This is a genomic window from Fibrobacter sp. UWB10 (assembly GCF_900182935.1).
GTDB classification, from domain to species: Bacteria; Fibrobacterota; Fibrobacteria; order Fibrobacterales; family Fibrobacteraceae; genus Fibrobacter; species Fibrobacter succinogenes_O.
In genome coordinates this window covers 828,996-846,007 of record NZ_FXUE01000002.1, presented here as the reverse complement: position 1 = coordinate 846,007, position 17,012 = coordinate 828,996, and the positions used below count along the sequence as shown (strand labels likewise).

Annotated in this window: 15 protein-coding genes; 10 read left to right on the top strand and 5 right to left on the bottom strand. The window is 51.8% G+C overall.

The features are described 5' to 3' along the window. The first annotated feature begins 22 nt into the window (after positions 1-22). From QOL41_RS08130 to ahbA, 6 genes are all read left to right on the top strand, one after another. On the top strand, positions 23-1,306 hold the full coding sequence (locus tag QOL41_RS08130; RefSeq protein ID WP_283429352.1) for an FKBP-type peptidyl-prolyl cis-trans isomerase N-terminal domain-containing protein: 1,284 nt from the start codon (positions 23-25) through the stop codon (positions 1,304-1,306). A gap of 9 nt (positions 1,307-1,315) precedes the next feature. Further along, a complete protein-coding gene (mnmG, locus tag QOL41_RS08125; protein ID WP_283429351.1) occupies positions 1,316-3,235 on the top strand; it encodes a tRNA uridine-5-carboxymethylaminomethyl(34) synthesis enzyme MnmG in 1,920 nt (639 codons plus the stop codon). A gap of 97 nt (positions 3,236-3,332) precedes the next feature. Continuing rightward, on the top strand, positions 3,333-3,620 hold the full coding sequence (locus tag QOL41_RS08120) for a hypothetical protein (RefSeq protein ID WP_163438035.1): 288 nt from the start codon (positions 3,333-3,335) through the stop codon (positions 3,618-3,620). Between the two features lie 160 nt (positions 3,621-3,780). Beyond that, a complete protein-coding gene (locus tag QOL41_RS08115) occupies positions 3,781-4,386 on the top strand; it encodes a penicillin-binding protein activator LpoB (protein ID WP_173654361.1) in 606 nt (201 codons plus the stop codon). A 75-nt stretch (positions 4,387-4,461) separates the two neighbouring features. Next, positions 4,462-5,634: a putative heme d1 biosynthesis radical SAM protein NirJ1 gene (gene nirJ1, locus QOL41_RS08110; RefSeq protein ID WP_283429350.1), complete on the top strand. Its 1,173-nt coding sequence runs from the start codon at positions 4,462-4,464 to the stop codon at positions 5,632-5,634. A 71-nt stretch (positions 5,635-5,705) separates the two neighbouring features. Next, positions 5,706-6,689, top strand: coding sequence for a siroheme decarboxylase subunit alpha (gene ahbA, locus QOL41_RS08105; protein ID WP_283429349.1), 984 nt, complete (start codon positions 5,706-5,708; stop codon positions 6,687-6,689). A 9-nt stretch (positions 6,690-6,698) separates the two neighbouring features. Here ahbA and QOL41_RS08100 read toward each other — a convergent pair whose 3' ends face one another. Further along, the gene (locus QOL41_RS08100) at positions 6,699-7,508 is read right to left on the bottom strand and encodes a hypothetical protein (protein ID WP_283429348.1); all 810 of its coding nucleotides are present in this window, start codon (positions 7,506-7,508) and stop codon (positions 6,699-6,701) included. Positions 7,509-7,632: 124 nt separating this feature from the next. On the opposite strand from QOL41_RS08100, the gene QOL41_RS08095 reads away from it, so the two are divergent. The 4 genes from QOL41_RS08095 to tgt are packed head-to-tail and all read left to right on the top strand — an operon-like array spanning position 7,633 to position 12,345. Beyond that, positions 7,633-8,898 carry a CotH kinase family protein gene (locus QOL41_RS08095; protein ID WP_283429347.1) on the top strand — a complete coding sequence of 422 codons (1,266 nt, stop codon included), beginning with the start codon at positions 7,633-7,635 and terminating at the stop codon, positions 8,896-8,898. Between the two features lie 20 nt (positions 8,899-8,918). Next, entirely contained in the window at positions 8,919-10,247 is a 1,329-nt protein-coding gene (locus QOL41_RS08090) for a glutamyl-tRNA reductase (protein WP_283429346.1), read from the top strand. Then, positions 10,240-11,193 carry a hydroxymethylbilane synthase gene (gene hemC, locus QOL41_RS08085; protein WP_283429345.1) on the top strand — a complete coding sequence of 318 codons (954 nt, stop codon included), beginning with the start codon at positions 10,240-10,242 and terminating at the stop codon, positions 11,191-11,193. The genes QOL41_RS08090 and hemC overlap by 8 nt, the downstream gene beginning before the upstream one ends. Before the next feature lie 12 nt (positions 11,194-11,205). Then, positions 11,206-12,345 (top strand): tRNA guanosine(34) transglycosylase Tgt, encoded by a 1,140-nt coding sequence (gene tgt, locus QOL41_RS08080; protein WP_283429344.1) that lies wholly within the window; start codon positions 11,206-11,208, stop codon positions 12,343-12,345. A gap of 26 nt (positions 12,346-12,371) precedes the next feature. Here tgt and QOL41_RS08075 read toward each other — a convergent pair whose 3' ends face one another. The 4 genes from QOL41_RS08075 to dnaK form a co-directional block, all read right to left on the bottom strand. Then, the gene (locus tag QOL41_RS08075; RefSeq protein WP_283429343.1) at positions 12,372-12,956 is read right to left on the bottom strand and encodes a flavodoxin family protein; all 585 of its coding nucleotides are present in this window, start codon (positions 12,954-12,956) and stop codon (positions 12,372-12,374) included. A gap of 58 nt (positions 12,957-13,014) precedes the next feature. Further along, entirely contained in the window at positions 13,015-13,671 is a 657-nt protein-coding gene (locus QOL41_RS08070) for a hypothetical protein (RefSeq protein ID WP_283429342.1), read from the bottom strand. A 103-nt stretch (positions 13,672-13,774) separates the two neighbouring features. Beyond that, positions 13,775-14,917, bottom strand: a complete 1,143-nt coding sequence (gene dnaJ, locus QOL41_RS08065; RefSeq protein WP_283429341.1) for a molecular chaperone DnaJ — start codon at positions 14,915-14,917, stop codon at positions 13,775-13,777. A gap of 110 nt (positions 14,918-15,027) precedes the next feature. Beyond that, positions 15,028-16,929: a molecular chaperone DnaK gene (dnaK, locus tag QOL41_RS08060; protein ID WP_283429340.1), complete on the bottom strand. Its 1,902-nt coding sequence runs from the start codon at positions 16,927-16,929 to the stop codon at positions 15,028-15,030. Between the last annotated feature and the right edge of the window lie 83 nt (positions 16,930-17,012).

Here is a 17,012-nt window from a genome sequence, read left to right as displayed (position 1 = left end):
AATTTTCTCTAAGGAGATACTTATGGACATGAAGAAGATTGCTCTTGGTTCTGCAGCATTGGCTGCATTTGGTCTTATGGCATGTGGTGAAAAGCCTATTGCAAAAGCCCCTGCTGCCATTACCGCTAATACGACCGACGACGAAAAGTTTGCTTATATGCTCGGTGCTCAGTTCGGTGGCCAGAACTTTACGATTATTCCGCGCCAGATGGGTGAAAAGATTTATGAAGATGCCCTTGTTCAGGCTATTCGCGACAACGTGAAGGCTAATAAGGACACGAACTTCAAGGTGCAGATGGATAACGACAGCTTGCAGGCTGTTGGCAACCGCTACACGGCAATTGCTCGTAAGCGTGTCGATGAAACTCGCCCGGATAGCGCTATGTTGGCCGAAGGCGATAACGACAAGATTAAGGCTTACATTGATTCTGTGGCTCGCTCTCAGCCGATTGCCGAAGCTCCGGCTTCTACGGGTGCAGAAGTGGTTATTAAGGGCGATTCTCCGGATAACACCAAGTTCTCTTACTTGCTCGGTCTCCAGTTTGCCAACCAGCTCATTGCTATCGGCAACCAGTTCCAGACTGAATTTGATGTAGACTACTTCATTCTGGGTATCAAGGAATCTGTGGCCAAGGTGGCTGATTCCACGTACGCTCTCCAGCTTCCGCAGGATTCTTTGGCCGCTGTCGGTCAGCGCTACCAGCAGAAGATGCAGGATTTGCGTGCCGCAGCAATCAAGAAGCAGCAGGAAGAAGAAGCCAAGCTCAAAGAAGAAATTGCTCCGCTCCGTGGCGATACGCTCTCTAACGGTATGCCGCAAAAGGTGAACTTCAAGGTGAAGGCCACGAAGATTTCTGTGGATAAGGCCATTGCGAAGGATCTCGAAAACCTCGAACCGTTTGCAGGCAAGCCGCTGTTCATTATGTACTTCTCTGCTACTTGCGGTCACTGCGCCCATGCAGCACCCGAAGTGCTCGAAATGGCCAAGGAATTTGCTCCGAAGGGCTTGATTACGCTCGCCGTTGCTAGCGGTGGTAACCAGAAGGTGGGTATCCGTAAGTTCATGGATAACGCCAAGTGGGACGAAACCATTAACGTGGTTTGGGACGAAGCTCGCCAGTTCGGTGAACTCTACAGCGATGGCTATGTTCCCAAGGTTTACGCGGTGAATCCGGATGGCACATACAAGATGTATGCTGCATTCGAAAGCCAGAAAGATATGATGAAGAAGGACCTCGCTGATCTTGTCGCTGGCAAGAAGGTTGAATGGGCTCCTGAAGCTCCGAAGGCTGAAGAAAAGAAGTAATCGCTTCTAATGTCACTTGTTGCTGAATTTGACGTTGTAGTCGTCGGTGGCGGTCATGCCGGCATCGAAGCGACTCATGCCGCCTGGAAGTTGGGCGTAAAGACTGCCATGCTCACGATGGATATTAATGCCATCGGGCGTATGAGCTGTAACCCGGCCGTAGGCGGGGTAGCGAAGGGCCAGATTGTTCGAGACATCGATGCGCTCGGTGGCTTGATGGGGCTCTTGACCGACAAGGCGGGCATCCAGTTCCGCATGCTCAATATGAGCAAGGGGCCGGCCGTGTGGGGCCCGCGTGCCCAGTGCGACATGAAGTACTACAGCGAAGTGGCCCGCGAAGTCATTACGAACTTGCCTGGGCTTTCGGTCATTCAAGGCGAACTTGCCGCGTTTGAACGTATGACTGATGGTCGCTTGGAACTCACGCTTTTGAGCGGTGAACGCTATATTACCCGTTCGCTTGTGATTACGAGCGGTACGTTCCTTGCTTCCAAGATGTTTACCGGGCTTGAAACGAGCATCGGCGGGCGAGTGGGCGAGCCCAGCGCCGACAAACTGTCGGAATGTCTTGCCCGCGAAGGGATTGCACTCCGTCGCCTTAAGACGGGTACGCCGAGCCGCTTGGATCCTGATTCCATTGATTTTAACGAATGCGACGTGCAACGTGGTGACGATGCTCCGTGGCCTATGAGCGACCGCCATTTGGCAGAAACCGTTCCTGGCCGCGATGCAAATTATTTCTGGGGTGACCCGGCAAATAAATTTATCCGTAACGATTGCGTGTGCTGGATTACCCGCACGAACCTTAAAACGCACGACATTCTGCGTAGCGGCTTTAAGGATAGCCCCATGTTCAGCGGCCGCATTCACGGCAAGGGCCCGCGTTATTGCCCGAGTATCGAAGACAAGATTAACCGCTTTGGCGACCGCGACGGCCACCAGTTGTTCCTTGAACCGGAACAGGCGGATATCGGTCGTGTCTATATCAACGGCTTTAGCTCTAGCCTTCCGGCAGACATTCAGCTGGCCGCTATCCACACGATTCCGGGACTTACCCGTGCCCGCGTGTTGCAGATTGGTTATGCGGTGGAATACGATTCCGTAGACGCCACGCAGCTTTACCCGACGTTTGAATGCAAGAAGGTTCCCGGACTCTATTTCGCAGGTCAGGTCTGCGGCACGAGCGGTTACGAAGAAGCCGCCGGTCAGGGTCTTTTGGCTGGCATTAACGCCGCCCTTAAGATCAAGGGCGAAGAACCTTTGATTCTTGGCCGTTCGGATAGCTATCTAGGCGTGATGGCCGATGATCTGGTGAATATTCTGCTTGATGAACCTTACCGCATGTTCACGAGTCGCGCCGAATACAGATTGTTCCTCCGTAGTGATAACGCAGAAACTCGCCTCAAGGAACGTGCCCACAAGATTGGCATGATTTCGGACAGCGACTACTCCGATTGGAAGCGCCGTCAGGAATTGATGGCGACCGCCCGCACCCGCATGACCGAAGAATCGGCAACGCCCGACCAGGCAAATCCGATTCTCGAAGCCGGTGGTCAGGCTCTTTCGACCGAGCGCACCCGCTGGATTAACGTGCTGCGCCGTCCGGGAATCGACCCTGAGCAACTGTTCCGGACCGCGCTGCCCGACCTGAATCTTACTCGCCGCGACCAGTGGTTCATGTACGCCGAAGAAATCTACGCAGGATTCTTCGACCGGCAGGCCCGCGAAATCGACGACCAGAAGAAGATGGAATCCGTGCGCCTGCCCGTCGACTTTGACTACATGCAGGTGACCGCGGTCAGTATCGAAAGCCGCCAGCGCTTAAACGCCCACAAGCCCTTAACGCTCGGCCAGGCTAGCCGTGTTCCCGGCGTACGCCCCGCCGACATTACCGTGCTTGCTCATTGGCTCGAAAATAGGCGTTTTTAGCCTAAAAAACATAATTTTTAATTGCAAAACCTAGGAATGGCCAGAAATTTTACTATTTTTGCGCCGTCAAATTAACAATATTTCCAAGAGGTCTATTATGTCAGAAGAAACTGAAGTCAAATCCACAGAAGAAGTCAAGCCTCAGGAAACAAAATCCCAAGAAAAGAAGGCCCCGGCCAAGAAGAAGCGCCCCCTGAACGCCAAGCGTAAGGGTCCCGCAGCTCCCAAGAAACCGGCTGTCTTTAGCGATTCCCTGGAAGAACGTTTCCCCGCCCTCGCCGCCAAGCTCAAGAAGCAGATTGAAGACGGTATCAAGCAGAAGATCAAGGACGCCCAGAATGACCCGAAGGTCAAGGCTGCCTCTAAGAAATTCGCTGAGAAGTAATTCGTTCTAACAAAACTGTTGGATTTAAAAGTCCCCGGGTTAAAGCCTGGGGATTTTTTTGTCTGCAAAATCCGGCGTCTTATCGGCGAAAGTCCAAGGTCTATTGACCAATAAACCATTTCTTGTTACATTTCTTAAAAATTTTACAAGGAGAAATCTAATGCGTAAACTATTTGCTATCCTCGCTCTCGGTTGCAGCCTCTGCATGGTTGCTTGCAGCAGTGGCGGTAAGACTGTGTCTCGTATCGATGAAACGTCCACGACCGACCTTTCTGGTAAGTGGAATGATACGGACTCCCGCTTGGTGGCCGACGAAATGATTCTGAGCTGCTTGAAGAGCGCAAAGATTGAAAAGGTTATCGGCGAAATGGGCAAGACCCCGACCGTCGTGATCGGTAAGGTTCGCAACAAGAGCCACGAACACATTAGCGTTGAAACCTTCATTAAGGACATGGAACGCGCTCTTCTGAATTCCGGTGCTGTTGACTTTGTTGCCAACTCCCGCGAACGCGCCGAACTTCGCACGGAAGTTGCTGACCAGCAGGGTAACGCTACCGAAGAAACCGCCAAGGAACTTAACCAGGAAACGGGTGCTGACTGGATGCTGACCGGTACCATCAACACCATCGTGGACCAGGAAGGCGGCCAGGCCGTTATCTTCTATCAGGTGGACCTCGAACTCACCGACCTCCAGAGCCACAAGAAGCTTTGGATGGGCGACAAGAAGATCAAGAAGTTCATCTCTAAGGATTCTGTGAAGCTTTAATCGCAACACAACACTTAATAGAGAAAGCTTTTAATAACCTCGGGCAACCGGGGTTATTTTTCTATCTTTGGGCTCATGATCAGTATTACCAAGCTTTTGATGGACACGCCGAATTACGGCGACCAGCTGCGTTACGAACCCAAGGCCCATGAATGCAAGAACGGCGTTGCGCCGGGTCGTGGCCCTGTGGTGGTGTGGAACTGCACCAAGACTTGCAACCTGAGCTGCGTGCACTGCTACGCCCGCTCCGAGGCCATCAAGTACCAGAACGAACTGACCCACGAAGAAGGCTTGGCTTTGATTGACCAGTTGGCCGATTTCAAGGTCCCGGTTATTTTGTTCAGTGGTGGAGAACCGTTACTCCGCCCGGATTTTTTTGAACTCGCGAACTACGCTGCCAGCAAGGGAATTCGCCCGACGATCAGCACGAACGGCACCTGCATTACGCCCGATGTGGCCCAAAAACTCAAGGATATGGGCGTGGGCTACGTGGGTATTAGCTTGGATGGCTGCGAGGCTACGCACGATAAGTTCCGCGGCAAAGAAGGCGCTTACAGGCTTGCCTTGCGCGGGATCCGCAACTGTGTGGCGACTGGCCAGAAGGTGGGCCTGCGCTTTACGATTACGCGCTACAATGTGCAAGATCTGAACGCCATTTTCGACTTGCTTGAAGCTGAAAACATTGACCGCGTGTGCTTCTATCACCTGGTTTATAGCGGCCGTGGTTCGGCCATGGTTGCAAACGACTTGAATCATGAAGAAAGCCGCAAGGCGATGGACTTGATTATCGACCGCACGCTCGACTTCAAGAAGCGTGGAATCGACAAGGAAATTTTGACGGTGGACAACCACGCCGATGCAGTCTACCTGTACCGCCGCATGTTGCGCGAAGACCCTGCCCGTGCCGAAAAGGTTCTGGAACTTATCCAGCGCAATGGCGGTAACCGCAGCGGTATGGCATTCGGCAACATCGATAGCATTGGTAATGTGCACCCCGACCAGTTTACGCAATACATTACGCTGGGTAACGTGCGCGAACGTAGCTTTGGTGAAATCTGGAGCGATGAATCGAACCCGATTATGGCTGGCCTCAAGAACCGCAAGCCGATTCTGAAGGGCCGCTGCCCCAAGTGCGCTTACTTGAATCTTTGCAATGGCAACTTCCGTACTCGAGCCGAAGCGGTGACAGGCGATTTCTGGGAACAGGATCCGGCTTGCTACCTGACGGACGAGGAAATTAATGGATAATGTGTAGTGTGGAATGTGTAATGAAAATCATTTCACACCTCACACTCCACACCACTCACTTCTAGTTTTACATGACTGAACTTGAACAGCTTCTTCTCTCTGTCATCCAGGACGCTTTTCCGCTGGAAGAACGCCCGTATCAGGTGCTGGCGGAGCAGCTTGGTTCCGACGAACAGAGCGTTTTTGCTGCAGTCGAGAATTTGCGCCAGTCGGGCATAATCCGCCGTATTGGGGGAGTGTACGACTCCAAAGCGCTCGGGTTTATTTCTCGCCTTTGTGCGGGCAAGGTGCCGTCAACCGTTTCCGGCGCTGCCGACGATTCTGCTCTAGAAAAATTTGCTGCCGTTGTTAATGTGATTCCTGCCATTACCCACAATTACGTGCGCAGCCACGAATACAACGTGTGGTTTACGGTCATCGCCCAATCCGAAGCGGAGATTCAAAAGATTGTCGATGAAGTTTGTGCGAATACGGAATTGCACGATGTCCATATTCTAAATGCGACCGAGAAGTTCAAGATTAACACGGTGATGAAGGGCGCTGGAGCGCCAGTAGACAGTAAACCGTTGGCAGTAGGTAGGAAGAATGCTGTTGAATCGTGTACGGAACTTTCCTCTTCCGACCACGTCCGTATTCGTATTGCTTGCAACGACATTCCGCATACACTTACCCCGTTCAAGGATTGGGACGTTTCTTGTGACGAACTACGCGAGGACTTGGCGTTAAGACGTATGCGCCGCTTCGGGGCGATTCTTCGACATCAAGAGGCCGGTTTTGCTTTTAATGCCATGGTCTGCTTTGCGGAAACAGTAGACAGGAACTCGGTTAATCCTGCTGGTGCAATTCTTGCAAGCAAGCCATTCATTTCGCATTGCTACGAGCGCCCGGCTTTCGAAGGTTTCCCGTACACGCTTTATGCTATGATGCATGCCCAGTCAGCTGAAGAGCTTGACCGCAATATTAAAGAGGCTGCCGAATCAATCGGCAACCCTGATTATGTTGTTTTGCATTCTGTGCGTGAACTCAAGAAAACGAGCTTTAAATTTTTCGCTTAAAAAGCCCGATTATCGGACTTTCATTTCGATTCCGACGCGGTGACCAGCTTCGAAGCCGAATAGCGTGCCTTCGTGAATTTCGTAATTCATCCCGAATCCGGTAGAAAAGCCTGCAATGTTGAAGTAGCGCATGGCGTCAAACTTCATTTTCATGCCGCGGTATTTGTCTTTCATGCCGCGATAGGGCTTGTCCAAGTTCCTGTTTTCGGATTCTTCGATTCGCGCTTGGTAAAGGAATACTTCGCTGAATTCCCAGCCTTTTTTTAAGGAATCGTTCCAGCCCGGTTTCCAAACGAACGAGGCCATGAATCCGATTTCGTCACCAGGCTTATAGTTTTTGTCTTCGAGGGATGTGTTGTAGCGGATTGCAGTGCCGACCGTCAGATTCTTGGAAACTCGCAACAGGCTGAACGGCTCTATATTCAGGCGGTGAAAGCGGTTCTTTTGGGAGCCTTCGCCGGGTGGGAATCGCCAGCCGAGATTCAGTCCTAAATAAGGGAAAATCAGGCCTTTTGCTCCCACATAAGTTTCGTTAAAGCCGTTCACATGCAGATTGCAGTAATTGTGAATGTAGCCACTGGTTGAAAACTCGTAGCTATAGCTCAAGAATCGGAATGCTCCATCTATGTAAAGGCTGAAGCGTGGGTGCACTGCGTATTCTGCCGAGACTTCCAAATCACCGCTGTAAACGTCTTCGTCAAGTTCGACCGTCCCTTGAATGCCAACTTGGGTCGTGGGCGCTGCAATCGGGTGCAGGCTCTCCGTAGCAAAGCATGCTACGCAAGCAAATAACAGAAAGCACCCGAAGAATTTGTTCATGCTCTGAAATATATAAAAGTAAATAGTAGACAAGTGAATAAAAAAGTTTGTATTAATCGAAAAAGCAATTTCACGTTACAGAAATCACAGCCGTATGACCCGTAAAAGAATTATATTTCGGCTGATGCGTTTAATGGCCCGCAAAATAAACTTGTACAAACAGCTTGCCGCAATCCTTTGCTGCATTTGTTTTACTGCATGTTTTTGGACCGAAACCGAAAGTGACCCTGATATTCTCCCTATGGATGATTCGATGTACCCGTATGCCGGAGTGCCGCGAGTCGTGATTGAAACCGAAGATTTTGCGGGCGTTCGTGACCGAGAAACCGAAATTCCTTCGCGTATGCAAATTTACGGCGAAAAATCGCCCGAAAGCGAAGTCTACGAACTCACCGTGCGTGGGCGTGGCAATTCCAGCTTTAAAATGCCCAAGTATGGCATGAAATTGGAATTCTCGGACAAAGTGTCGCTTTTTGGAATGCCTAAGAATAAAGATTGGGCTCTTATTGCAAATTTTGGCGATAAGTCTCATTTGCGAAATTACATGATGACGCGCCTTTCGGAATGGCTTGGTGCCAAGTATACGCCCAAAATGCAGTTTGTGGAACTCTACCTGAACCGCAATTATATGGGGTTGTATTTGTTGGCAGAAACCATTAAGGTGGGCAAAAATCGCGTAGACATCGAAAAAAGCGACACGACATTCCTTGCTGAAAAAGAAGACTCCAAGAAATACGACCCGCCGTACATTCAGACTAAAAACGACTACTATTATCACATCAAGTCACCCAAAAATCCGTCGCCCGAAACGGAACAGCTTTTGCTAGACCATTTGAATGATTTTGAAGATTTGGTTCAGTACCACCGATACGAGCACAAAAGTATTGAAATTCTGGATTGGCTTGATGTTGAAGATTACGTGTTGTTTTATTGGATGCAAGAATATTCCAAGAATGAAGATGGTAACTACGGCCGCAGCATTTATTTGACTTGGAAAAAAGGCGAGACAATCCATTATGGGCCTGTATGGGATTTTGATTTGGCTTTTGGAAATGCATCGCGTGAACAGAACAAAAATCCGGAAGATTGGTATATTCGCAGGTATCGACTGAATTACTACATCATGCGTAATGCGGTCGTTGATTCAGCTGCCTCGGTTTATTGGAGAGAACATCGCGAAACGTTCAAGATGCTTATTGATAGCATTCCGATTTATCGCGCGATTATTGAAAAAGCGGTCAAGAACGAATACCGTCGCTGGCCAGTTATCGGAAATACAGAAAACTGGGCGCTCAAGGATCCGTACGATTCGTATGATGAAGCGGTGAAGGTCATGACCGAGTGGATGAAAAAACGTTACCAGTGGATTGATAACGAAATAGGCCAATGAGTTTTTTCTAAATTTAGCCTATGCGCAAAATCTACATGGCAGGCATGAGCCACAAGGTGGCCGAAATCGCAGTCCGCGAAAAGTTCTACATCCCGATGGATGTCAAAACCAATGCGTTGAGCAATTCTCCCTTCGATGAACTTTTGATTCTTGCGACCTGTAACCGCACCGAGGTTTATGTAGCCTCTGACCGCGACTTGACCGACGCCGAACTTGTCCAGTATGTTTGCAAACTGGCGGGGCAGAGTTACGACGATTTTGCGAAATTCTTTTATTTTAAGTCGGGCGACGAGGTGGCGCACCACGTTATGAACGTGTGTGCGGGTCTTGATTCGGTGGCAATGGGTGAAGACCAAATCTTACACCAGATTGGCCGCGCCTACGAAACGGCGCACCAGTTGCATGCAACGGGGAATACCCTGAACAAGCTCTTTCAGAGCGCCATTCACACCACCAAGCGCATCAAGACAGAAACCAACTTGAGCAAACTCAGCTGCAATATTCCGTTCCTAGCCATGAAACAGGTGCAGCACACTTTCGATGACCTAGAAAATCGTACAGTGTACATTGTGGGCCTCGGCGAAATGGGCTCCTTGATGCTCAAGTATGTGCAAGAGAATACCACCAAGATTTTTGCGAGCAGCAAGACCTTTGCAAATGCTGAAAAATTTGCAGACGTGCTCACTCCGGTCAAGTTTGAAGACCGCTACCAAGTGCTTGGCAAATGCGATGTGGTGATTCTTTGCAGCGCTTGCCAAGAGCCAATCATTACGAAAGAAGAATTCACCGAGGCTTGCGGATTTGTTAAAAGTACAGATAGTTCTACCGCGAAAAAGGGTGCACTCGATGTCGTATTCGAACATCATTGCAGCAAGGTCGCAGAACATCCTGGTGTAAGCAATAAGACAAAGCGTTTGATTGTTGACTTGGGAAGCCCGCGTAATGCTGAATCTAGCATTGGGGATCTTCCGGGCGTTGAATACGTTTGCGTCGATGACCTTGAAAAGGTCGTGTCTGAAAATCGCCGCCTGCGCATGATCGAGCTTGAAGCCGCCCAGAAGATTCTGAAAGAAGGCATTGACGAATTCTTGCAGTGGATGCGCATGGACGAAGTCTCGAAACAGATTAGTGTGCATGCTGAAAGAATGCTGAAGTCGGCGAATGAAGAATCCGAAAAATTGCTGCGCTCCATGCCTGACTTGCCGGAAGAAGATCGCCACCGCGTGCAAATGATGTATGAACGTTTTGCCAAAAAGATGGCCAACGATTTCTTGTATAAGGTGAAGGCCGAAAATTCGCCTGAAGATGTGCAGGTGTTCCTCAAGTGCTTGGGGGCGAACAATGACTGAATGTAAGCTGCGTGTTGCAACCCGCAAGAGTGCGCTTGCCTTGGCACAAACGACTATGGCGGCCGATGCCATTGTGGCGGTGAATCCGGGACTGAGCTATGAACTTGTCTCGATGACGACCGAAGGCGACCGCCGTCTTGATAAATCTTTGGCTAGCTTTGGGGGCAAGGGCGTTTTCATTAAGGAACTTGAAGTTGCCCTTTTAGAAGGCCGCGCCGACATTGCGGTTCACAGCCTGAAGGATATGCCGGCTGAAGTTTTGCCTGAATTTAAGCTTGCGGCGGTATTGAAGCGTGAAGACCCGCGCGATGCATTTATTGCCCGTGGGGGAGCCGCCGGAATTAAGTTTATGGATTTGCCCGCCGGGGCCCGCGTCGGCACTGGTAGCATTCGCCGTGTGGTGCAATTGAAGGCGCTTCGCCCGGATTTGGAATACGTGCCTATTCGCGGGAATATCCAGACTCGCCTCGGTAAACTTGCGGAACTTGACGCCGTTGTGCTCGCCGCCGCCGGCCTCAAGCGCATGGGGCTTGCCGACCAGGTGACTGAATACTTTAGCACAGAACAAATGCTCCCGGCTTCTGGCCAAGGCATCCTTGCGATAGAAACTTTGTCATCGTGTCATCCTGAGCAAAGCGAAGCGAAGTCGAAGGATCTGGATGCAATTCTTGCGCGAGTCAATGACGCCGAAACTTATTGCATTGCTGTCGCCGAAATGGCCTACCTCAAGGCCCTCAACGCCGGCTGTCAATTCCCGGTCGCAAGCTTCGCTGAATTTAGCGATGCGTGCACCCTCGCGCTTCGCGGCATTTACTGGGATGAATCCTGCAAACGCCTGCTCCGCGCTCAAGTTACGCAGCCCCTTGACGCCCGCGCCGCTGACTCTGTTTCACAGGCCCGCGCCGCTGGCATCGCCCTTGCACAAAAAATCCGCGAACAACTTTAAGTCGGTTGCCCCGTGAATCAGAATCCCTTCGAACTCATAAAGACAAGCGACAAGAGCAAAGCCCGCCGCGGCCGGCTTCACACCGCCCACGGCGTGGTGGAAACGCCGATTTTTATGCCGGTGGGCACTCTTGCAAGCGTGAAGGGACTTTCTTCGCGGGACTTGCGCGAAATGCAGGCGCAGATCATTCTCGCGAATACGTACCACTTGTATTTGCGTCCGGGCACGAAACTTGTGGCCAAGATGGGCGGCGTGCAGAAATTCATGGGCTGGAATGGCCCGATGCTCACGGACAGCGGTGGATTCCAGGTTTGGAGCCTCAAGGAACTCCGCCACATTACTGAAGAAGGCGTGGAATTCCGCAGTCATTTGGACGGATCTCGCCATCTGTTCACGCCGGAATCGGTCATGAAGGCTCAGCGCGAAATCGGTGCGGACATCATTATGGCCTTCGATGAATGCACGCCTTACCCGAGCACCGTCGAAGAGGCTTCGCACTCGCTCGACTACACGCTCAAATGGACGCGCCGCGCAGTGGATTGGCTCCGCGAAAATCCGCCGGTCCACGATTACGCGCAATATTTCTTCGGGATTGTGCAGGGCGGCATGCACAAGGAACTCCGCCAAAAATCCATTGACGCCCTCAAGGAAATCGCTCCCGACGGATACGCGATGGGAGGTCTTTCCGTAGGCGAGCCTGTGGAAACCATGTACGAAATTGCGGATTTCTGCACGAATTCACTGCCTGCCGACCGTGCACGCTACGTGATGGGGGTGGGCACGCCCTGGAATCTGCTGGAACTAATCAAGCGCGGCGTCGACATGTTCGACTGCATTCTGCCCGCCAAGAACGCGCAGGATGGCCTCGTGTATACCAGCAGGGGAGTGCTCCGCTACAAGAACGCCAAATTTGCCGATGACGACCGCCCGCTCGACCCGGAATGCAACTGCCATTGCTGCCGGAACTACACCCGCGCCTACGTGCGTCACCTGTTCAAGACCAAGGAACCCCTCGGCTGGACGCTTTCAACGCTCCACAACTTGCATTTCTATCTGCATTTGATGCAACAGGCCCGCGACCATATCGAGGCCGGCGATTTCGAAGAATGGTCTGACAAAATGATCCCGCAACTCCAGCGCGAAGCGGAATAATTTAGCCCGATTGCGTTTTCACGCCTTTAATGCGAACCAAGTGACAAAGCAATTTTCTTGCACTTGGCAATTTCTTTGGGCGAAAGACCGGGCCTTTTGTGGGTTGCGCCTTTTTGAATCACGCCTGCAATCTTGAATCCGCTCCAGCAAAGGATTTCCTTGAGGGCACGGACGGTGCCCGCTGACTGCTTGAAAATGAGGTTGAATGGCCATTGGGTAGTGCATGTCGTCACAATGACAGCTTTCTTTCCTTTTAACAGTGGAATCGGGTAATCGCGTTCGCTGTGGTCCATCATTCCATAAACCCAGCGGTCAAATAGCATTTTGAGTTGTCCGGTCATGTTGCCCCAGTAGCAAGGTGAACCGACCACAAGGGCGTCGCTTTCTTGCACCAGGCGCAAAATTCGTTTCGCGTCGTCTTCAGGCATCACGCAATCGTGAGTGCTACGGCATTTCATGCAGCCGATACACGGGCGAAATTCCAGCTTGCAGACATCAACAATATTGACTTCGGAGCCATTTTCAAACAAAGTGTCGCCTATGATATTCAGCATTTGGCTGATGTTTCCGTCTTTGCGCGGGCTCGCATTCAAAATGACCACTTTTCTCATTGTGTCTCCCACCAGAAGAATTTGTTCTCCTGTTAAACACCTCACAATCTACAAAATGTCACTCATGGGGAAATCTTTCAAAAAATATGGGGAAAAGCTTTATATGAAAGAAAACGCCGAGATTCCGCCGTCTATTCGTTACTTCAAACTGAACACCTCCACCGACAAACATAAAAAGTAAATTGGCCTGCAGGCCGACGCTTTCCATAAATCCAACTTCTCTCATATCCCAATCGTCTTTGTCTATCCACCATTCAAATAGATGATTTTCGAATATGGATAGGCCAATCATGTTGTTTCCCAAAAGAGCATAATAGGATGTACCTGAAGAAAGCCATAATGATCCGAAAACAATGTAGTAGGCAACAGATTTTTCTTCTTTTTCCTCTTTGTAGCTTTCATTGGCTTGCAATATTAGATTTGCCGTGCCTGCAATCGCAAAAACACTTAAGCTACCATAAGATGGCTCATCAGCATCTAACCTTAAATCTAGCCGTGGGGAATATTCAAGATATAAGCCTATGTTTTTAAACGGCTGAAATCCATTTAAAATAAATCCTTCGATTGCAATTCTGTCTAGAGAGGAATATCCGAAACCTCCCAAAATAAGGGCGGGGTCAATTTGTCTTTTCCTATCTACTTCGGGGACTACGCCATCTTCGTCCGCAAATGCGATGGTGCATATTAAAAGTACGATGGCGATGAATTTGTTCATGAATGTAATTATAAAAAAATCCCGGGCATTGCTGTCCGGGAGAATCTTTTTTGGGGATTTCGGGGCGACGCCCCGTCACTTCCTACCATCTACTGTCTACTTCCTACTTGAACAGGTTCTTCATCTTCTCGAGGAAGCTTTCTTCCTGTGCGGTTTCCTTGTCGTGACGCAGTTCCGCGAGTTTCTGGTAGAGTTCCTTCTCTTCGCGGCTAAGGTCCTTCGGGATTTCCACGCCGATGTTCACGTAGAGGCTTCCACGGTCGCCGCGCTTGTTCAGCGGGTACAGGCCCTGTTCGCGCAGGCGCAAGATGCTCCCGGCCTGAGTGCCGGCCGCAATCTTGATCTGCACTTCGCTACCGTCCAGCGTCGGGATTCGCTGCGTACCGCCAAGAACCAGCTTGTGGACCGGCACCTTGATTTCGCAGTGTAAATCGTCGCCTTCGCGGGTGTAGAAGTCGTCGGGCTTTTCGGCAATCACTGCCAACAAATCGCCGCAGGCACCGCCGCGAGGCCCGCAGTTGCCTTCGCCACGCAGGTTCAGGTACTGTCCCTCGGCAACGCCCGCCGGAATCTTGATGGAAATTTCTTCCGTTTCCTGCACACGGCCCTCGCCGCGGCAACGGCTACACGGGTTCGCGATGACTTCGCCCATGCCGTTACAGGTGGGGCAGGCGCTTTCGGAAACCATCTGGAAGAACCCGCCAGATACGCGGCGCACGCGCCCCGTACCCTTACAGGTTTCACAAGTCTTGATGTCGGTGCCGCCCTTGCCGTTACATTCCGTACACGGCGTGTAGCGTTTCAGGCGAACCTTCTTGGTGCAGCCCTCGAAGATTTCCTTGTAGCTGAGCGCCACCTTGATCTGCAAGTCGTTACCGCGCGGAGGCCCGGCCTTGCGACCGCCCCGACGGCTGCCGCCAAAACCACCGAATCCGCCACCGAAAATATCGCCGAAGTTCGCAAAGATATCTTCGAAAGAGAATCCCTGGCCACCGAATCCGCCGCCACCAAAACCGCCACCGGGGGCGTTAAAGCCGAACTGGTCATACTGCTTACGCTTCTCGGGGTTGCTGAGCACATCGTAGGCCTCGGCAGCCTCCTTGAACTTCTCTTCGGCTTCCTTGTCGCCCGGGTTCTTGTCCGGGTGGTACTTGATGGCAAGCTTCTTGTACGCGTGCTTGATTTCATCAGCACTTGCGTCCTTGCCGACGCCTAGAACTTCGTAATAATCTCTTTTTTCAGCCATTTTGCCCTCCGGGCAAACTCGTCATATAAAAAATCAAGAATCGTTTCTTTACAACAAAAGGATTGCCCCTTTTTGGGAGGCGAATCCTGTTTGATTTTTCAAGGTTGAAATTAGTCAACCACTTCCGCGTCGACGACTTCCGGGCCATCGCCCTTCTTGTCGTTCTTCGGCTGTTCAGAAGCACCCGGTTGCGGACCCGGCTGAGCCTGGTTTGCACCGGCGGCCTGGGCCATGGAGCTGATCATGCCCTGGAGCTTGTCCATAGCGGCCTTGATCTCTTCCTTGGTGCCGTTGTCCTTCTTGGCCTTGATGTCGTCGATAGCAGCCTGGAGCTGGCTCTTGGTGTCAGCCGGGAGCTTGTCGCCAAATTCCTTGAGCTGACCTTCGGCCTGGTAAGCCATCTGTTCGGCCTGGTTCCTGATATCCACCAGTTCGCGCTGTTCCTTGTCCTTGGCAGCGTTGGCTTCGGCATCCTTCACCATCTTGTTGATTTCATCTTCAGACAAGCCGCTGGAAGAAGTAATCTTGATGGACTGTTCCTTGCCGGTTTCCTTGTCCTTGGCAGACACGTGCACAATGCCGTTCGCGTCGATATCGAAAGTCACTTCAATCTGCGGCACGCCACGCGGCTTCTTCGGGAGGTCAGTCAGGTCGAACTTGCCGAGCGTACGGTTGTCGCGGGCAAATTCGCGTTCGCCCTGCAGCACGTGAATCGTCACGGCCGGCTGGTTGTCTTCGGCGGTAGAGAACACCTGGCTCTTCTTGGTCGGAATCGTGGTGTTACGGTCGATGAGCTTGGTCATCACGCCACCGAGAGTCTCGATACCCAGGGAAAGCGGGGTCACGTCGAGGAGCAACACGTCCTTCACGGAGGAGTCACCGCTAAGCACGGCGCCCTGGACGGCGGCACCGATAGCCACCACTTCGTCCGGGTTCACAGTCTTGTTCGGTTCCTTGCCGAAGAACTTGCGCACAGCTTCCTGCACGGCCGGAATACGGGTAGAACCACCGACCAGGATCACTTCGTCGATTTCGCTCAGGGAGAGGCCGGAGTCCTTGATAGCCTTGCGGCACGGTTCCATAGAACGTTCCACGAGGTGAGCGGTCAGCTGGTCAAACTTTGCACGGCTGAGCGTGAGGTCCAAGTGTTTCGGGCCCGAAGCGTCGGCAGTGATGAAGGGGAGGTTGATGTTCGTAGAAGTCGTAGCAGAAAGGTCGATCTTCGCCTTTTCCGCGGCGTCTTTCAAACGCTGCAGGGCCATCTTGTCCTTCTTCAGGTCGATGCCCGGATTGTCCTTCTTGAATTCGTCGTTGATCCAGTCGATGATGACTTCGTCGAAGTTGTCACCGCCGAGCATCGTATCGCCGTTGGTGGCCTTCACGCTGAACATGCCATCGTCGATTTCCAAAATGGAGATATCGAACGTACCGCCACCGAGGTCATACACGGCGACCTTTTCGCTCTTCTTGGAGTCAAGACCGTAGGCGAGGGCGGCAGCCGTCGGTTCGTTCACGATACGGAGCACTTCAAGGCCAGCGATCTTGCCGGCGTCCTTCGTAGCCTGACGCTGGGAGTCGTTAAAGTAGGCGGGGACCGTAATCACGGCCTGCGTCACCGGCTGGCCCAGGTAGTCTTCGGCAATCTTCTTCATGGTCTGGAGAACCATGGCCGAAATCTCGGGAGGAGCGAACTGCTTGTCGTCCACCTGCACGCGCACCGGGTCGGAACCCGTGCCCACCAGCTTGTAGGGCATGTTCTTTTCGGCAGCGGAGCATTCGCCGGCGGTGCGGCCCATGAAACGCTTGATGGAGTAAATTGTCTTTTCGGGGTTGGTGATGGCCTGACGCTTTGCCACGTGGCCCACCAGACGTTCGCCGTTCTTGCCGAAAGCGACAATGGACGGGGTGGTGCGGAAACCTTCCGCGTTAGCGATCACGACCGGCTTGCCGCCTTCCATCACGGACACGCAGCTGTTGGTCGTTCCCAAGTCAATACCGATAATCTTGCTCATAATGAGTCTCCTATTTTTAAATTCTTGCCGCCCGCGAATCAATCTGAACGGGGCGATTTTTTACGCCCATACATAAGCAAAAC

Bases quoted from the DNA above. Each gene is read 5' to 3' on its own strand.
- QOL41_RS08130 (WP_283429352.1), top strand. From the start codon at position 23: ATGGACATGAAGAAGATTGCTCTTGGTTCTGCAGCATTGGCTGCATTT.
- mnmG (WP_283429351.1), top strand. From the start codon at position 1,316: ATGTCACTTGTTGCTGAATTTGACGTTGTAGTCGTCGGTGGCGGTCAT.
- QOL41_RS08120 (WP_163438035.1), top strand. From the start codon at position 3,333: ATGTCAGAAGAAACTGAAGTCAAATCCACAGAAGAAGTCAAGCCTCAG.
- QOL41_RS08115 (WP_173654361.1), top strand. From the start codon at position 3,781: ATGCGTAAACTATTTGCTATCCTCGCTCTCGGTTGCAGCCTCTGCATG.
- nirJ1 (WP_283429350.1), top strand. From the start codon at position 4,462: ATGATCAGTATTACCAAGCTTTTGATGGACACGCCGAATTACGGCGAC.
- ahbA (WP_283429349.1), top strand. From the start codon at position 5,706: ATGACTGAACTTGAACAGCTTCTTCTCTCTGTCATCCAGGACGCTTTT.
- QOL41_RS08100 (WP_283429348.1), bottom strand. From the start codon at position 7,508: ATGAACAAATTCTTCGGGTGCTTTCTGTTATTTGCTTGCGTAGCATGC.
- QOL41_RS08095 (WP_283429347.1), top strand. From the start codon at position 7,633: ATGCGTTTAATGGCCCGCAAAATAAACTTGTACAAACAGCTTGCCGCA.
- QOL41_RS08090 (WP_283429346.1), top strand. From the start codon at position 8,919: ATGCGCAAAATCTACATGGCAGGCATGAGCCACAAGGTGGCCGAAATC.
- hemC (WP_283429345.1), top strand. From the start codon at position 10,240: ATGACTGAATGTAAGCTGCGTGTTGCAACCCGCAAGAGTGCGCTTGCC.
- QOL41_RS08075 (WP_283429343.1), bottom strand. From the start codon at position 12,956: ATGAGAAAAGTGGTCATTTTGAATGCGAGCCCGCGCAAAGACGGAAAC.
- QOL41_RS08070 (WP_283429342.1), bottom strand. From the start codon at position 13,671: ATGAACAAATTCATCGCCATCGTACTTTTAATATGCACCATCGCATTT.
- dnaJ (WP_283429341.1), bottom strand. From the start codon at position 14,917: ATGGCTGAAAAAAGAGATTATTACGAAGTTCTAGGCGTCGGCAAGGAC.
- dnaK (WP_283429340.1), bottom strand. From the start codon at position 16,929: ATGAGCAAGATTATCGGTATTGACTTGGGAACGACCAACAGCTGCGTG.